Annotated in this window: 16 protein-coding genes and 2 tRNA genes; all 18 read left to right on the top strand. The window is 64.6% G+C overall.

Features of this window, described 5'->3' with window-relative positions:
* Positions 1-27: 27 nt before the first annotated feature.
* The 18 genes from Tchl_RS10315 (at position 28) to Tchl_RS10400 (ending at position 14,041) form a co-directional block, all read left to right on the top strand.
* On the top strand, positions 28-2,046 hold the full coding sequence (locus tag Tchl_RS10315) for a hypothetical protein (RefSeq protein WP_075148327.1): 2,019 nt from the start codon (positions 28-30) through the stop codon (positions 2,044-2,046).
* 25 nt (positions 2,047-2,071) lie between these two features.
* A complete protein-coding gene (locus Tchl_RS10320) occupies positions 2,072-2,251 on the top strand; it encodes a hypothetical protein (RefSeq protein WP_075148328.1) in 180 nt (59 codons plus the stop codon).
* Positions 2,248-2,676, top strand: a complete 429-nt coding sequence (locus tag Tchl_RS10325; protein WP_075148329.1) for a YdbL family protein — start codon at positions 2,248-2,250, stop codon at positions 2,674-2,676. Before Tchl_RS10320 ends, Tchl_RS10325 begins: the two co-directional genes overlap by 4 nt.
* Positions 2,676-3,464: a 3'-5' exonuclease gene (locus Tchl_RS10330; protein WP_198158939.1), complete on the top strand. Its 789-nt coding sequence runs from the start codon at positions 2,676-2,678 to the stop codon at positions 3,462-3,464. The genes Tchl_RS10325 and Tchl_RS10330 overlap by 1 nt, the downstream gene beginning before the upstream one ends.
* A 78-nt stretch (positions 3,465-3,542) precedes the next feature.
* Positions 3,543-3,785 carry a GlsB/YeaQ/YmgE family stress response membrane protein gene (locus Tchl_RS10335; RefSeq protein ID WP_075148331.1) on the top strand — a complete coding sequence of 81 codons (243 nt, stop codon included), beginning with the start codon at positions 3,543-3,545 and terminating at the stop codon, positions 3,783-3,785.
* Between the two features lie 69 nt (positions 3,786-3,854).
* A tRNA-Val gene (locus Tchl_RS10340) sits at positions 3,855-3,931 on the top strand.
* Positions 3,932-4,110: 179 nt separating this feature from the next.
* Positions 4,111-6,027, top strand: coding sequence for a threonine--tRNA ligase (gene thrS, locus Tchl_RS10345; RefSeq protein ID WP_075148332.1), 1,917 nt, complete (start codon positions 4,111-4,113; stop codon positions 6,025-6,027).
* A 26-nt stretch (positions 6,028-6,053) separates the two neighbouring features.
* Positions 6,054-6,575, top strand: coding sequence for a translation initiation factor IF-3 (gene infC, locus Tchl_RS10350; RefSeq protein ID WP_075148333.1), 522 nt, complete (start codon positions 6,054-6,056; stop codon positions 6,573-6,575).
* A gap of 143 nt (positions 6,576-6,718) precedes the next feature.
* Positions 6,719-6,916, top strand: a complete 198-nt coding sequence (gene rpmI / locus Tchl_RS10355; protein WP_075148334.1) for a 50S ribosomal protein L35 — start codon at positions 6,719-6,721, stop codon at positions 6,914-6,916.
* A gap of 12 nt (positions 6,917-6,928) precedes the next feature.
* Positions 6,929-7,288 (top strand): 50S ribosomal protein L20, encoded by a 360-nt coding sequence (gene rplT / locus Tchl_RS10360; RefSeq protein ID WP_075148335.1) that lies wholly within the window; start codon positions 6,929-6,931, stop codon positions 7,286-7,288.
* Positions 7,289-7,377: 89 nt separating this feature from the next.
* Positions 7,378-8,409 carry a phenylalanine--tRNA ligase subunit alpha gene (gene pheS, locus Tchl_RS10365; RefSeq protein ID WP_075148336.1) on the top strand — a complete coding sequence of 344 codons (1,032 nt, stop codon included), beginning with the start codon at positions 7,378-7,380 and terminating at the stop codon, positions 8,407-8,409.
* 54 nt (positions 8,410-8,463) lie between these two features.
* Complete coding sequence (gene pheT, locus Tchl_RS10370; protein WP_075148337.1) at positions 8,464-10,854, top strand: phenylalanine--tRNA ligase subunit beta; 2,391 nt, start codon at positions 8,464-8,466, stop codon at positions 10,852-10,854.
* Between the two features lies 1 nt (position 10,855).
* Positions 10,856-11,161 (top strand): integration host factor subunit alpha, encoded by a 306-nt coding sequence (locus Tchl_RS10375; RefSeq protein ID WP_075148338.1) that lies wholly within the window; start codon positions 10,856-10,858, stop codon positions 11,159-11,161.
* Positions 11,142-11,522, top strand: a complete 381-nt coding sequence (locus Tchl_RS10380; RefSeq protein WP_075148339.1) for a MerR family transcriptional regulator — start codon at positions 11,142-11,144, stop codon at positions 11,520-11,522. The genes Tchl_RS10375 and Tchl_RS10380 overlap by 20 nt, the downstream gene beginning before the upstream one ends.
* Positions 11,523-11,583: 61 nt before the next feature.
* Positions 11,584-11,660: transfer RNA gene (locus Tchl_RS10385), tRNA-Pro, on the top strand.
* Between the two features lie 133 nt (positions 11,661-11,793).
* Positions 11,794-12,537 (top strand): 5'/3'-nucleotidase SurE, encoded by a 744-nt coding sequence (gene surE / locus Tchl_RS10390; protein WP_075148340.1) that lies wholly within the window; start codon positions 11,794-11,796, stop codon positions 12,535-12,537.
* Positions 12,534-13,187, top strand: coding sequence for a protein-L-isoaspartate(D-aspartate) O-methyltransferase (locus tag Tchl_RS10395; RefSeq protein ID WP_075148341.1), 654 nt, complete (start codon positions 12,534-12,536; stop codon positions 13,185-13,187). The genes surE and Tchl_RS10395 overlap by 4 nt, the downstream gene beginning before the upstream one ends.
* Positions 13,188-13,201: 14 nt before the next feature.
* A complete protein-coding gene (locus tag Tchl_RS10400; RefSeq protein WP_075148342.1) occupies positions 13,202-14,041 on the top strand; it encodes a peptidoglycan DD-metalloendopeptidase family protein in 840 nt (279 codons plus the stop codon).
* Positions 14,042-14,050: the final 9 nt, after the last annotated feature.

Consider the following 14,050-nt stretch of genomic DNA (forward strand, 5'->3'; position numbering starts at 1 on the left):
GCGCGCGCAGCGGCACTGACCGGGGGCGTGCGCGCAGCCTGGCTGGCGCTTGCGTTGCTGTGGGCGCTTCCGGCATCGGCAGCCGAACGCCTGTTTCTGCGCCTGGCAGAAGTGCACAACCCCGCTTTTTCCATGCATGTCCTCGAGCTGCGCTTCGATGCCGCCCGGGAAAGCGCGGAATTGCATATCGAGCGCGTCAAGCTGGGGTCGCGGCACTGGCGTGACGTGGTGCTGCGCTGCGCGCGGGCGCGGTTCTCCCTCGATGAGCTGAGCTGCGACCGGGCGCAATTGTGGCTCGCCGGGCGACGGTTGCCGGTCGATGCCGGATTCGCGCTGGCGCCGCATCGCGCCGCGGCACGCCTGACTCTGCGCTCCGCACGCGGTGCGCGCATCGACGCCACCTTCACCCCGGAAGAAGGATGGGTTGCGGACTTCGACCATCTCGAGCTCGGCGAGCTGGCGGAGTGGCTCCAGGGGTGGCGGCCGGGCATGGCGAAAGCCTGGCACGAGCGGGCGCCGGAGGGGACGCTTTCCGGTCGCGTCGAGTGGTTGCCGCGGCGCGGTGGCGGGAACGAGTTGCGCTTGAGCGCCCGCCTCGAGGATGGCCAGTTCGCGACGAGCGATGGTCTGCAAGCGGCGGAGGCTCTCGGCCTCGAGATCCGCCTCGATGCCCGGGAGGAGGCGGGGGCGTGGGACTGGCAGGCGCGCCTGGGCTGGCGCCACGGGGCGGCTTACCTGCATCCGCTTTACTTCGAGGCGGGGCCGGTGATCGAGGCCGCCGGGCGTCTGCGCGGCAGCCGGTTGAGCGTGCGTGAAGGGCGCGCCGAGCTCGAAGGCATTGCGGCAGTGGCACTCTCGGCCGAGATCGACCTTGCCGAAGCGAGCCTGGTCGAGGCCGTGGTTGCCGTTTCCGGCGCCGATCTGGCCGTGCTCGGGCCGCGCTGGGTGGCTCCCCTGATTGCCCCCGCGAATGCCGACCGGATGGGTTTTTCCGGTCATGTGAGCGGCGGCTTGCGGGTCAAGGAAGGGCGCCTGGTGGAAGGTGATGCGGTTTTCACTGCCGCCGGGTTGAGCTTGCCCGGTGCCGATGGTGGCGGCGGCCTGGCCGTGGGACCGGTCGACGGCCGTCTGCCCTGGCGGGCCGATGGCGAGACGCGCGCCGTGCTGCGGATCGGCGGCGGTCGCTGGGGAAAGCTCGAACTCGGCGCCTTCGACCTGGAGGCGCGGGTCGATGGCAATGGGGTCGGTTTCGAACGCAGCATGATTCCCTTGCTCGATGGCGCGCTCGTCCTCGATGACCTGGCGCTGCACCGCGAGGCGGATGGCTGGCATGGTCGCGGCAGCCTGGTGGTCGAGCCGATCTCCATGCCGGCCCTCACCGCCGCACTCGGTCTGCCGTCGATGTCGGGGGTGTTGTCGGCCTCGCTCCCCGGTCTGCGGGTGGCGCCGGGAGAGATCGCATTCGACGGCGCGCTGGTGGTTTCGGTGTTCGACGGCTATCTGCAGGCGACCGGCTTGCGCCTGCTCGAGCCGTTCGGGGTGGCTTCGCATCTGAGTGCCGACATCGAGGGCCGCCACCTCGATCTCGCCCAACTGACCGAGACTTTCAGCTTCGGCAGCATCACCGGCTTTGTCGATGTCGATGTGCGCGGGCTGGAACTGACTCACTGGCGGCCGACGGCATTCGATGCGCGCATCGCCAGCAGCCCCGGGCGTTACCCGCGCCGGGTGAGCCAGCGTGCGGTACAGAATATCAGTGCCCTGGGCGGGGGCGGGGCGGTGGCAGCGATCCAGCGCGGCTTGCTGGGATTTTTCGACACCTTCGGCTACCGTGAGCTTGGGCTGCGCTGCCGGATGCTGTCCAGTGTATGCCTTATGGATGGAATCGAGGGGGGCGGGCGTGCCGATGGAAGCTTCGTGATCATGCGCGGGGGTGGCGTCCCGGCACTGAATATCATCGGCTACAATCGACGCGTCGATTGGGACGAGCTCGTGGACCGCCTGCAGCGCGTGGTCGCGGACAATGTCGCGCCCGAACTGCGCTGAGTGCGACATCGAACAGGAGAGCGAGATGGGATGGTTGCCGAATGGAGCGCTGGTCGTAGCGTTGGGGCTGGCGGGCTGTGTGACGATCAATATCTATTTTCCCGCGGCGGCGGCGGAAAAGGCGGCAGACCGCATCATCGATGAGGTCTGGCAGCTGCGCGAGAACGGGGTGGGCGCGTCCGGCAAGGAAGGAGAAGCGAAATGAAGCGGTTTTTTGCGTGCCCGCGATGGATCGCGGTGCTGGCTTTCGGCCTCCTGCTGGCAGGGGCGGTGCAGGCCCAGGGGAACCTCGAAATCGACACTCCGGCGGTTGCGGCCTTGCGCCAGTCGATGCAGCAACGGCATGTGCAACTGGCGCCGCTCTACGCTTCAGGGGCGGTCGGGCTTGCTGCGGACGGGACAGTGACGCTGCGCGATGCGTCTGCCGTCGCCCTGGCGCAGCGCGCCCAGGCCAATAGCCTGATTGCCGCGGAGAATGCCGACCGCGCCGCGCTGTACCGTGAGATCGCCCGGGCCAATGGGCGGCCAGACTGGGAGGCCGAGGTGCGTCGCACCTTCGCCCAGCGCTGGATTGAGCGCGCCCGGCCGGGGTGGTGGGTGCAGCAGGGCGGCAACTGGGTACGCAAGTGATGCCGGTTCTTGTCTTCGATATCGAAACCATTCCCGATGTGGCCGGAATCCGCGCGCTGGAGGATCTGCCGGCCAGCCTGTCGGATTACGAGGTTGCGGAATGGGCGTTCCAGCAGCGCCGCGCCAGCCATGGCAACGACTTCCTGCCTCATCATCTGCAGCGGGTGGTGACGATTTCCTGCGCCCTGCGCGATGCGCAGCAGTTTCGTGTGTTCTCGCTGTCCGAGCCGGCGACGGGTGAAGGCGAGATCATCCAGCGCTTCTTCGATGGCATCGAGCGCTACTCGCCGCAGATCGTCTCGTGGAACGGCGGCGGCTTTGATCTGCCCGTGCTTCACTACCGCGGCATGGTGCACGGAGTGTCGGCCGCGCGTTACTGGGATCAGGGCGATGGTGATTATCATGATTCGCGCGATTTCAAGTGGAACAACTACATCGGCCGCTATCACAGCCGTCATCTCGACCTGATGGACCTGCTGGCGATGTACCAGCCGCGTGCGAACGCGCCGCTGGACGACTTGGCCAAGCTCATGGGCTATCCCGGCAAACTCGGCATGGACGGCGCGGCGGTGTGGCAGGCGTGGCTCGATGGCAAGGCCGCGGAGATTCGCGATTATTGCGAAACCGACGTAGTGAACACCTACCTGGTGTACCTGCGCTTCGAGCGCATGCGCGGCCATCTCGATGCGAAAGCCTGGGCCGACGAGGTGCAGGTCGTCCGCGATGCGCTCGCCCGGCTCGATGCGCCGCACTGGACGCAGTTTCTCGAAGCCTGGCCGGCAGGCTGACTCGAGGCTCGCGCACGTGTCGCGGAGCGGGCGGGCGCACTTGCAGGGTAACGGACGACGATCAGGAGGGTATTGAACATGGGCATCATCGGAACCATTCTCATTGGTCTTATCATCGGTCTTATTGCTCGCCTGCTGCATCCGGGGAGGGATGGGCTCGGCTTAATCATGACTGCGCTGCTGGGCATCGGGGGGTCGATGCTGGCGACGTTCGGCGGGCAGTTTCTGGGAATCTACCGGGTCGGACAGCCTGCCGGCTTCATCGGCGCCGTCGTCGGCGCGGTGCTGATCCTGTTCGTGGTGTCACGGTTGAGAAAGTGAGTTTCCTGTCCTGCAGTACAAAAAATCTTTGACAGGATTTTTGCAGTGCCTATAATGCGGGGCTTCAGCAGGCGCGTAGCTCAGTTGGTTAGAGCACCACCTTGACATGGTGGGGGTCGTTGGTTCGAATCCAATCGCGCCTACCAGATTTATGGGGTTGATCATCATGTTCCGAACTACTTTTCAGGCCGGAAACTGAACAGGTCGGCTCCGCTTGTCTGCTAGAGAAAAAAGCGCGCCAAGACCGCGCTTTTTTTTCGTCCACATTTTTCGATTCGCGTCGCGCCCCGCAAGAAGGGGGTGAGTCCAGTCCGAGGCCTATGTCATGCCCAATATCACGCTTCCCGACGGTTCCATTCGCAGCTTCGATCACCCGGTGACGGTGGCCGAAGTCGCGGCTTCGATCGGTGCCGGGCTCGCCAAGGCGGCGCTCGCCGGCCGCGTCGGCGACCGCCTGGTCGATCTTTCGCACCGCCTCGATGCCGATGCCGAACTGGCGATTGTCACCGACAAGACTCCGGAAGGCCTGGACATCATCCGCCACTCGACTGCGCACCTGCTGGCGCATGCGGTGAAGGAGCTGTTCCCGGATGCGCAGGTGACGATCGGACCGGTGATCGAGAACGGGTTCTACTACGATTTTTCGTACAAGCGTCCGTTTACGCCGGAGGATCTGGCGGCGATCGAGGTGCGCATGGGCGAGATCGCGAAGCGTGAAATTGCGGTGCAGCGCGAAGTCTGGCCGCGCGACAAGGCGGTCGCGTTCTTCAAGGAAATCGGTGAGCACTACAAGGCCGAGATCATCGCCTCGATTCCGGCGCAGGAGGATGTGTCGCTGTACCGGCAGGGCGATTTCATCGACCTTTGCCGCGGCCCGCATGTGCCGTCAACCGGAAAGCTGAAAATCTTCAAGCTCACCAAGCTTGCCGGAGCCTATTGGCGCGGCGACTCGAAGAATGAAATGCTGCAGCGCGTGTACGGCACCGCGTGGGCGAAGAAGGACGAACTCGACGCTTATCTGCACATGATCGAGGAGGCCGAAAAGCGCGACCACCGCCGGCTCGGTCGTCAGCTCGACCTCTTCCATCTGCAGGATGAGGCGCCGGGCATGGTGTTCTGGCACGCCAAGGGGTGGACGCTGTGGCAGCAGGTCGAGCAGTACCTGCGCCGCACGATCGGCGAGCATGGCTACCAGGAAGTGAAGACGCCGCAGATCGTCGACCGCTCGCTGTGGGAAAAATCCGGTCACTGGGGGATGTATTCGGATCTGATGTTCACCACGAAGTCGGAAAAGCACGACTATGCGGTGAAGCCGATGAACTGCCCGTGCCATATCCAGATTTTCAACCAGGGGCTGAAGAGCTACCGCGACCTGCCGCTGCGCATGGCCGAGTTCGGCTCGTGCCATCGCAACGAGCCTTCCGGTTCGCTGCACGGCATCATGCGCGTGCGCAACTTCGTGCAGGATGATGCACACATTTTCTGTGCCGAAGGCCAGGTGCAGGCCGAATCCGCCGAGTTCATCCGCCTGCTGCAGCAGGTCTATGCCGACTTCGGCTTCATCGACGTGCTGGTCAAGCTGTCGACCCGCCCGGACAAGCGGGTCGGTACCGACGAGCAGTGGGATGCGGCCGAGGCGGCGCTGGCTGCGGCGCTCGATGCGCAGGGCCTGGACTATGACCTGCAGCCGGGCGAGGGGGCGTTCTACGGGCCGAAGATCGAATTTTCGCTGAAAGATAGCCTGGGGCGGGTGTGGCAGTGCGGCACGCTGCAGCTCGACTTCAACTTGCCGGTGCGTCTGGGGGCGGAATACGTCGATGAGGACAACACCAGGAAAGTGCCGGTGATGCTGCACCGCGCCATCCTGGGTTCGCTCGAGCGCTTCATCGGGATCCTGATCGAGAACCACGCGGGGGCGATGCCGATGTGGCTTGCGCCGGTGCAGGCCGTGGTGATGAACATCTCCGAAGGCCAGGCTGAGTATGCCAGCGAGGCGGCAGCAAGGCTCAGGAAAGCGGGCTTCCGGGTCGAGGTTGATTTGCGCAACGAGAAGATTAACTATAAAATCCGCGAACATAGCGTGCAGAAGCTGCCTTACCAGGTCGTTATCGGCGAGAAGGAAAAGGCCGCAGGTTTGGTGGCTGTGCGTGCGCGGGGGGGCCAGGATCTTGGCCAAATGTCCCTCGATTCGCTGATCGAACGCTGGCGTCGCGAAGTCGAAGCGAAAGCCGGTTCGGTCTGATTTTGGTTTTCGTGGAGAGTTGAACCATCGCTCAAGATAAGAAGCAGCGCGTTAATGGGGAGATCAACGCGCTCGAACTCCGGCTGGTTGGCGAAGAAGGCGAACAGCTGGGGATCGTGTCCCTGAACGCAGCCCTCAGCATGGCCGAAGAGGCCGGGCTGGATCTTGTCGAGATTGCACCGATGGCCAAGCCGCCGGTCTGCAAGATCATGGATTACGGCAAGTTCAAGTATCAGGAACAGAAGAAGGCCCACGAAACCCGGCTCAAGCAGAAACAGGTCCAGGTGAAGGAAGTCAAGCTTCGCCCCGGCACCGACGAGAACGATTACCAGATCAAGTTGCGCAATCTCAAGCGCTTCCTGGATGAAGGCGACAAGTGCAAGGTGACCTTGCGCTTCCGCGGCCGGGAAATGGCGCACCAGGAGTTCGGCTTGCGCCAGCTCGAGCGCATCAAGGCCGACCTGGATGAACTGGGCCAGGTCGAGCAGATGCCGAAGATGGAAGGGCGCCAGATGATCATGATCATCGCGCCGAAAAAGAACCGCTGACCGGTTCAATGATTTTGTCCCTGCGGGGGCAAGGCCGTGGGGCAGGAGTCCTGCCCGGCGGAAAACAAGTGCTGTCGGGTGTCAAAACGCATCGGGGTTTTTCGATGCTACCTGGCGGCATCCAAAAACATGGAGTCCGAGCAATGCCCAAGATGAAGACCAAGAGCGGAGCCGCGAAGCGGTTCAAGGTCCGCTCGAGCGGGGGGATCAAGCGGTCCCAGGCGTTCAAGCGCCACATCCTTACCAAGAAGACCACCAAGGCCAAGCGTCAGCTGCGCGGCATGACCGAAGTTCATGCCGCGGATGAAAAGCTGATCCGCGCCATGCTTCCGTACGCTTGATAGGAGACCGCAATGCCTCGCGTTAAACGTGGTGTAACCGCCCGCGCCCGTCACAAGAAAGTCCTCGTCCAGGCCAAGGGTTATCGCGGCCGTCGCAAGAACGTCTACCGCATCGCCAAGCAGGCGGTGATGAAGGCGGGCCAGTATGCCTATCGCGACCGTCGTCAACGCAAGCGTCAGTTTCGCGTTCTGTGGATCGCGCGGATCAATGCCGCCGCGCGCGAGCTGGGCCTGACTTACAGCACCTTCATGAACGGCCTGAAAAAGGCTGCGATCGAAATTGACCGCAAGGTCCTGGCCGATCTGGCCGTGTTCGACAAGCCGGCGTTTGCCGCGATTGTCGAACAGGCCCGGGCCAAACTCGCTGCGTAATCCGGCGCAGTCCGAAAAAAGGAGGCCTGGCCTCCTTTTTTTTTCTGAATTCTGCACGACGCATCACCGCATTCCGCCAGGGCAGGGACATGGAACAGCTCGATCAACTGGTACAACAGGCCGCGGCCGATTTCGCCGCCGCCACCGACAGCACGCAGCTCGAACAGGCCAAGGCGCGCTACCTGGGCAAGGCCGGCTCGCTCACCGAACGCCTGAAATCGCTCGGCAGGCTTGAACCCGAGGCCCGCCGGGAGGCGGGAGGCGCGATTAATGCGGCCAAAGCCGCGATCGAGGCCGAACTCGAGGCTCGCCGCGAGGCGCTGCGCGAAGCCGCGCTGCTCGCCCAGCTCGCTTCCGAAGCGTTGGACGTGACGCTGCCCGGGCGCGGCTCGACGCAGGGGGGGCTGCATCCGGTCAGCCGCACCCTGGAGCGGGTCGAGCAGCTGTTCGCTTCGATCGGCTTTGTCGTCGCCGACGGTCCCGAGATCGAGACCGATTGGCACAATTTCACTGCGCTCAATACGCCGGAAAACCACCCTGCGCGCTCGATGCACGACACCTTCTATCTCGAAGGCCATGAGGACGTGTTGTTGCGCACCCACACCAGCCCGGTCCAGGTCCGCGCGATGCAGGCCCATGTCGAGCGCCACAAGCATCTCGAGGCGATGCCCGACATCCGTGTGATCGCGCCCGGGCGCGTATTCCGCGTCGACTCCGATGCCACCCATTCGCCGATGTTCCATCAGGTCGAAGGCCTGTGGGTTGGCGAAAAAGTCAGCTTCGCCGACCTCAAGGGGGTCGTCGCCGACTTCCTGCGCCGCTTCTTCGAAACCGACGACTTGCAGGTGCGCTTCCGCCCGTCCTTTTTCCCCTTCACCGAGCCGTCGGCGGAAATCGACGTCGCATTCATGAGCGGGGCGCTCGAAGGGCGCTGGCTGGAAATTGCCGGCTGCGGCGTGGTCCATCCCAATGTGCTGCGTTCCGGCGGGATCGATCCCGAGCGCTACACCGGCTTCGCCTTCGGCATGGGGCCGGACAGGCTGACCATGCTGCGCTATGGGGTCAATGATCTGCGCTTGTTCTTCGAGGGCGACCTGCGCTTCCTGAGTCAGTTCCGCTGACCCGGTCCGGTCGAACCCTTTCCGCCCAATCCACGCAATCCGGGTTATCGAATCATGCAATTCTCAGAACAGTGGCTGCGGACCTTCGTCGATCCGCAACTGGACAGTGCCGAACTCGGCCACCTGCTGACCATGGCCGGCCTCGAGGTGGAGGAGGCGGTTCCGGTCGCGCCGGCCTTCAGCGGCGTGGTGGTGGCGCACATCGTCGAGGCCGAGAAGCACCCCAATGCCGACAAGCTCAAGTTGTGCAAGGTCGATGCGGGCACCGGAGAACTGCTGCAAATTGTCTGCGGTGCTCCGAATGCCGCTGCCGGCATGAAAGTGCCCTGCGCCAGGGTCGGGGCAGTGCTGCCGGGCGGCTTCGCGATCAAGGCGGCGAAGCTGCGCGGAGTCGAATCCTTCGGCATGCTGTGCTCGGCGCGTGAGCTGGGCCTGTCGGAAGACCACGCGGGCCTCCACGTCCTGCCCGAGGACGCGGCGGTGGGTACCGATATCCGCGACTACCTTGGCCTTGACGATACCCTGTTTACCATCAAGCTCACCCCCAACCGGGCGGACTGCCTGAGCCTGGTGGGTGTCGCGCGCGAGGTCGCAGCGATCACCGGGGCACCCCTGAATCTCGCGGCGACCGATGCCGTCGCGCCCACGGTGGATGACCGCCGTGCCATCGTGCTCGATGCTCCGGCAGCCTGCCCACGCTATTGTGGGCGCATCCTGAAGGGGGTCGACGCCCGGGCGCAAACGCCCGAATGGATGGTGCGCCGTCTGGCCCGCAGTGGCATCCGCGCGATCAGTGCGTTGGTCGATGTCACCAACTACGTCATGCTCGAGCTCGGCCAGCCGCTCCACGCCTTCGACAATGCGAAACTGCATGGCGCGATCCATGTCCGGCTACCGCAGGCCGGGGAGCAGGTCTTGTTGCTCAACGAGCAGAGTGTGACCCCCGCGCCCGACACCCTGCTCATCGCCGACGAGACTCGCCCCCTGGCGCTTGCCGGCATCATGGGCGGCGAGCACAGCGGGATCACGCTGGAAACCCAGGATGTCTTTCTCGAGAGCGCTTTCTTCGCTCCCGATGCAATTGCCGGTCGCGCCCGAAGTCATGGTTTCAGCTCCGACGCTTCGCACCGTTACGAACGCGGGGTCGATTTCGAACTGGCGCGCAGCGCGATCGAGCGCGCAACCGGGCTGATTCTCGACATCTGCGGCGGAGCGGCGGGTCCAGTCGAAGAGGCGCTTGTCCGCACGGCGCTGCCGGTGCGTGCGCCGGTACGCCTGCGTCCCGCGCGCGCGCGCCGGGTGCTCGGTATCACGCTGTCCGATGAGGCTGTCTGCAGGCTGCTGGAGCGCGTGCATCTGCAGCTTGCACGGGAGGGCGAGGACTTCATGGTGACGCCGCCGTCGTGGCGGTTCGATATCGGGATCGAGGAGGATCTGATCGAGGAGCTGGCCCGCCTGCATGGTTACGACAATATTCCGGCGGTTGCCCCTCAGGGCAGCCTGATGATGCTGCCGAGCTCGGAGCGCTCCCGTCCGGTGTGGGCGCTGCGCCACCTGATGGCCGCCCGCGGCTACCAGGAAGTGGTGAATTTCGCCTTTGTCGAGGAAGCCTGGGAGCGGGATTTCTGCGCCAACGAGGACCCGATCCGCCTCGCCAACCCGATCGCCAGCCAGCTTTCGGTGATGCGCTCGAGCCTGATTCCCGGGCTCGCGGGCAATCTGGCGACCAACCGCAAGCGCCAGAGCGACCGGGTGCGCGTCTTCGAAGTGGCCCGCGTGTTCGAGCGCAAGGCGGATGGCGAGCCGGTTCGCGGCTTCCATCAGGTCATGAATCTTGCCGCGCTGGCTGCCGGTCCGGTGGTTCCGGAACAATGGGGCGAGCGTGCCCGGAACGTGGACTTCTACGACGTCAAGGGCGATCTGGAAGCGCTGTTCGCACCGCACCGGCTCGAATTCGAGCGCCTGTCGCATCCAGCCCTGCATCCCGGGCGTGCGGCCACGGTGCGCATGGATGGGCATAGCATCGGCATCGTTGGCGAACTCCATCCGGTCTGGGTTCAGCGCTATGACCTCGGCAGCGCGCCGGTGGTGTTCGAGGTTGCACTCGATGCCGCGCTCGCCGCGCGCGTGCCGGCCTACGCGGAGGTTTCCCGCATGCCTGCGGTGACGCGTGACCTGGCGCTGGTCGTGGGTGTTGAAGTCACCGCTGCCCGGGTTGTGGAAGTATTGAAGAGCGCTGCGCCGGCAATCGTGGACGAGATCGCGCTGTTCGATGTCTACCATGGCAAGGGCATCGACCCGGACAAGAAGAGCCTTGCCTTCAGGGTGTTGATGCAAGATACTCGGCGGACACTTGAAGAGGCCGAAGTCGAGGCCGCCGTTTCTGCGCTGGTCAGGCAGGCCGAGTCCCAGCTCGGTGCCCGCTTGCGTGGCGCGGGAGACTGAGATGACGCTGACCAAGGCCGAGCTGGCCGACTTGCTGTTCGAGCAGGTCGGTCTCAACAAGCGTGAAGCGAAGGACATGGTCGAAGGTTTTTTCGAGGAAATCCGGACTGCGCTCGAACACGGTGACAGCGTCAAGCTGTCGGGGTTCGGCAACTTTCAGTTGCGCGACAAGCCGCAGCGCCCGGGGCGCAATCCGAAGACCGGCGAAGAAATCCCGATCACCGCACGGCGTGTGGTCACCTTCCATGCCAGTCAGAAACTGAAGGCCGCGGTGGAGCAGCTCAGTGATGCAAGCAGGCAATCCTGAAACCGGCGCCGAACCCTTGCCGCCGATTCCGGCGAAGCGCTATTTCACGATCGGCGAAGTCAGCGAGCTGTGCTGCGTCAAGCCGCACGTGCTGCGCTACTGGGAGCAGGAGTTTACCCAGCTCAAACCGGTGAAGCGGCGCGGCAACCGGCGCTACTACCAGCACCACGAGGTCCTGCTGATCCGCCGGATCCGGCAACTGCTCTACCAGGAAGGTTTCACCATCTCCGGGGCGCGTAACCGGCTGGGCGAGTCGGCCCTCGTTGATCGGGAAAATGAAGCTCAGGTCGAGCGGTTCAGGGGGCTGGTGCATGAACTGCGCGCCGAGCTTGTGGAACTGCTCGGCGAATTGCGGGCCTGACCAGGGTTGCTTCGAAAAACCTGGTAAATCCTGAAACTGCTGCTATAATGGCCGCTTGTGTCGGGGCGTAGCGCAGCCTGGTAGCGCACTTGCATGGGGTGCAAGGGGTCGCGAGTTCGAATCCCGCCGCCCCGACCAATCAAACAAACCGGCCATGGCCGGTTTTTTGTTGATGCGCCCGTAGCAAGAGCTCCTGTGCCGGCGGGCACAGCACGCTGTGCTAACATCACAGCCTCCCGACCGCGGTCAGCGGCATCCCGCAGGAATCCAGATGCGTATCCTGGTCAGCAACGACGATGGCTATTTTGCCCCGGGGATCGCGGCCCTTGCCGAGGCGTTGAGTTCGCTGGGCGAGGTAACCGTGGTGGCGCCCGAGCGCGACCGCAGCGGTGCGAGCAATTCACTCACCCTTGATCGGCCGCTGTCGCTCAAAAGAACCTCCAACGGTTTTTATCACGTCAACGGCACGCCGACCGACTGCGTCCATCTCGCCGTCACCGGCATGCTCGAGCACTTGCCCGACATGGTCGTGTCGGGCGTGAATCACGGTGCCAACATGGGCGACGACACGGTGTATTCCGGCACCGTCGCTGCGGCGACCGAAGGCTTCCTGCTCGGCGTGCCCTCGATCGCGGTGTCGCTGGTCAGCAAGTCGGCGGCCGACTTCAGCGCTGCCGCCCGGGTCGCGCGGGATCTGGCCGAGCGCTTCATGCATCGGCCGTTTCCGCAGCCGGTGTTGCTCAACGTCAATGTGCCCGATGTCGCCTACGAGCGCTTGCAGGGGATTCGCGTCACGCGCCTGGGCAAGCGGCACAAGGCCGAGCCGGTGGTGCGCGGCGTCAATCCGCGTGGCGACACGGTCTATTGGGTCGGTGCTGCCGGCGCTGCGGCGGATGCGGGCGAGGGGACGGATTTCCACGCGGTCGCCAACGGCTGCGTGTCGGTGACGCCGCTGCAGATCGACCTGACCCATACCGGGCTCATCGCGCCGGTTTTCGACTGGCTGAAAAAGTGATCACGCGAGTCGTCGATGCGGGTCAGGCGGCGCGGGCGCGGGCGCGCATGATCGAGCGCCTGCGCGTCCAGGGAATCCGCGACGTACGCGTGCTCGCCGCGATGCAGGCGGTGCCACGTCATGCCTTCGTCGATGAAGGCCTGGCCTTCAGTGCTTACGACGACACCCCCTTGCCGATCGGCTATCAGCAAACGATCTCCCAGCCTTTCATCGTGGCGCGGATGATCGAGCTGCTGTGCGCAGGGCGGGAATTGGGCCGAACGCTCGAGGTGGGGGCCGGCTGTGGCTATCAGGCCGCAGTGCTTTCGCGGCTGGCTGTCGACGTCTACGCCGTCGAGCGCCTGCGCCCGCTGCTCGATCGCGCGCGTGCGAATCTGCGCCCCTTGCGTCTGCACAACGTCAGGTTGAAACTCGCGGATGGCAGTCTCGGCCTCGCCGAGGCCGCGCCGTTCGACAGCATCATCGTTGCTGCGGCAGCGCTCGGATTGCCCGCTGCACTCAAGGAACAACTTGCGCCGGGCGGTCGTCTGATCGTTCCGGTGGGAGGGGCCGATCAGCGCTTGCTGCTGGTCGAGCGCCAGGGAAATGTTTTCCGGGAAAGCTGGTTCGAAGCAGTGCGCTTCGTGCCGCTCCTCGGTGGTACAGAATGAGATACGGTATTCGGATGCACAAACAGTCGCCTCACATCGCCCTTTTGCTTGTCGCCGGCCTCATGGCGGGGTGCGCTTCCAAAGTGACGGCTCCGGTGCGCGATGTCGCCGGCAGCATCCCGGGAGCGACGGTTGCGAGCTCACCATCGCAGCCAAGTGGTGTTCATACGGTCCGTCCCGGCGAGACCTTGCTCGGCATCGCACGCCAGTACGGCGTGACCCTGCCGGAACTGGTGGCATGGAACGGTCTGACCGACCCCAACCAGATCCAGGTGGGGGAAACACTTCGCGTGGCGCCGCCCGGCGCGGCGACGGGCAGCATTGCCGAGCCGGCACCGAGCGGTGCAGTGGCCGTGCCGGTGCCGCTCAACGGCGCGGATTCGGGCTCGGTGCCGCTCAAGCAGGAACCGATCGGAGGCCGTGCGCCGATCGCCGTGCCCGCAGCGCCTGCCGAGCCTGCCGCTGCAGGTGGGGCACCGACTTCGGCAGGCGGGCAATGGCATTGGCCGGCAGCCGGTGCAGTGATCGCCGGTTTCAGCGAAGCATCCAACAAGGGGCTCGATATCGGCGGCCGGGTCGGCGATCCGGTCCATGCGGCGGCCGCCGGCAAGGTTGTTTATGCAGGCAGTGGTCTGCGCGGCTACGGCAAACTGATCGTCATCAAGCACGACCAGGAGTACAACTCCGTGTATGCTCACAACGACAGGCTTCTGGTCAAGGAAGACGAGCAGGTCGCGCAGGGGCAGAAGATTGCCGAACTTGGAAGCACCGAATCAGACCGCCCGAAGCTCCACTTCGAGATCCGCAAACAGGGCAAGGCGATCGATCCGATGCGCTACCTGCCCGCACGCTGAGTGAGGTGA

The organism is Thauera chlorobenzoica, from assembly GCF_001922305.1.
Classification (GTDB): Bacteria; Pseudomonadota; Gammaproteobacteria; order Burkholderiales; family Rhodocyclaceae; genus Thauera; species Thauera chlorobenzoica.

Excerpts from the sequence above, each read along its gene's own strand:
- Tchl_RS10320 (WP_075148328.1), top strand. The coding sequence starts at position 2,072 with ATGGGATGGTTGCCGAATGGAGCGCTGGTCGTAGCGTTGGGGCTGGCG.
- Tchl_RS10325 (WP_075148329.1), top strand. The coding sequence starts at position 2,248 with ATGAAGCGGTTTTTTGCGTGCCCGCGATGGATCGCGGTGCTGGCTTTC.
- Tchl_RS10330 (WP_198158939.1), top strand. The coding sequence starts at position 2,676 with ATGCCGGTTCTTGTCTTCGATATCGAAACCATTCCCGATGTGGCCGGA.
- Tchl_RS10335 (WP_075148331.1), top strand. The coding sequence starts at position 3,543 with ATGGGCATCATCGGAACCATTCTCATTGGTCTTATCATCGGTCTTATT.
- thrS (WP_075148332.1), top strand. The coding sequence starts at position 4,111 with ATGCCCAATATCACGCTTCCCGACGGTTCCATTCGCAGCTTCGATCAC.
- rpmI (WP_075148334.1), top strand. The coding sequence starts at position 6,719 with ATGCCCAAGATGAAGACCAAGAGCGGAGCCGCGAAGCGGTTCAAGGTC.
- rplT (WP_075148335.1), top strand. The coding sequence starts at position 6,929 with ATGCCTCGCGTTAAACGTGGTGTAACCGCCCGCGCCCGTCACAAGAAA.
- pheS (WP_075148336.1), top strand. The coding sequence starts at position 7,378 with ATGGAACAGCTCGATCAACTGGTACAACAGGCCGCGGCCGATTTCGCC.
- pheT (WP_075148337.1), top strand. The coding sequence starts at position 8,464 with ATGCAATTCTCAGAACAGTGGCTGCGGACCTTCGTCGATCCGCAACTG.
- Tchl_RS10375 (WP_075148338.1), top strand. The coding sequence starts at position 10,856 with ATGACGCTGACCAAGGCCGAGCTGGCCGACTTGCTGTTCGAGCAGGTC.
- Tchl_RS10380 (WP_075148339.1), top strand. The coding sequence starts at position 11,142 with ATGCAAGCAGGCAATCCTGAAACCGGCGCCGAACCCTTGCCGCCGATT.
- surE (WP_075148340.1), top strand. The coding sequence starts at position 11,794 with ATGCGTATCCTGGTCAGCAACGACGATGGCTATTTTGCCCCGGGGATC.
- Tchl_RS10400 (WP_075148342.1), top strand. The coding sequence starts at position 13,202 with ATGCACAAACAGTCGCCTCACATCGCCCTTTTGCTTGTCGCCGGCCTC.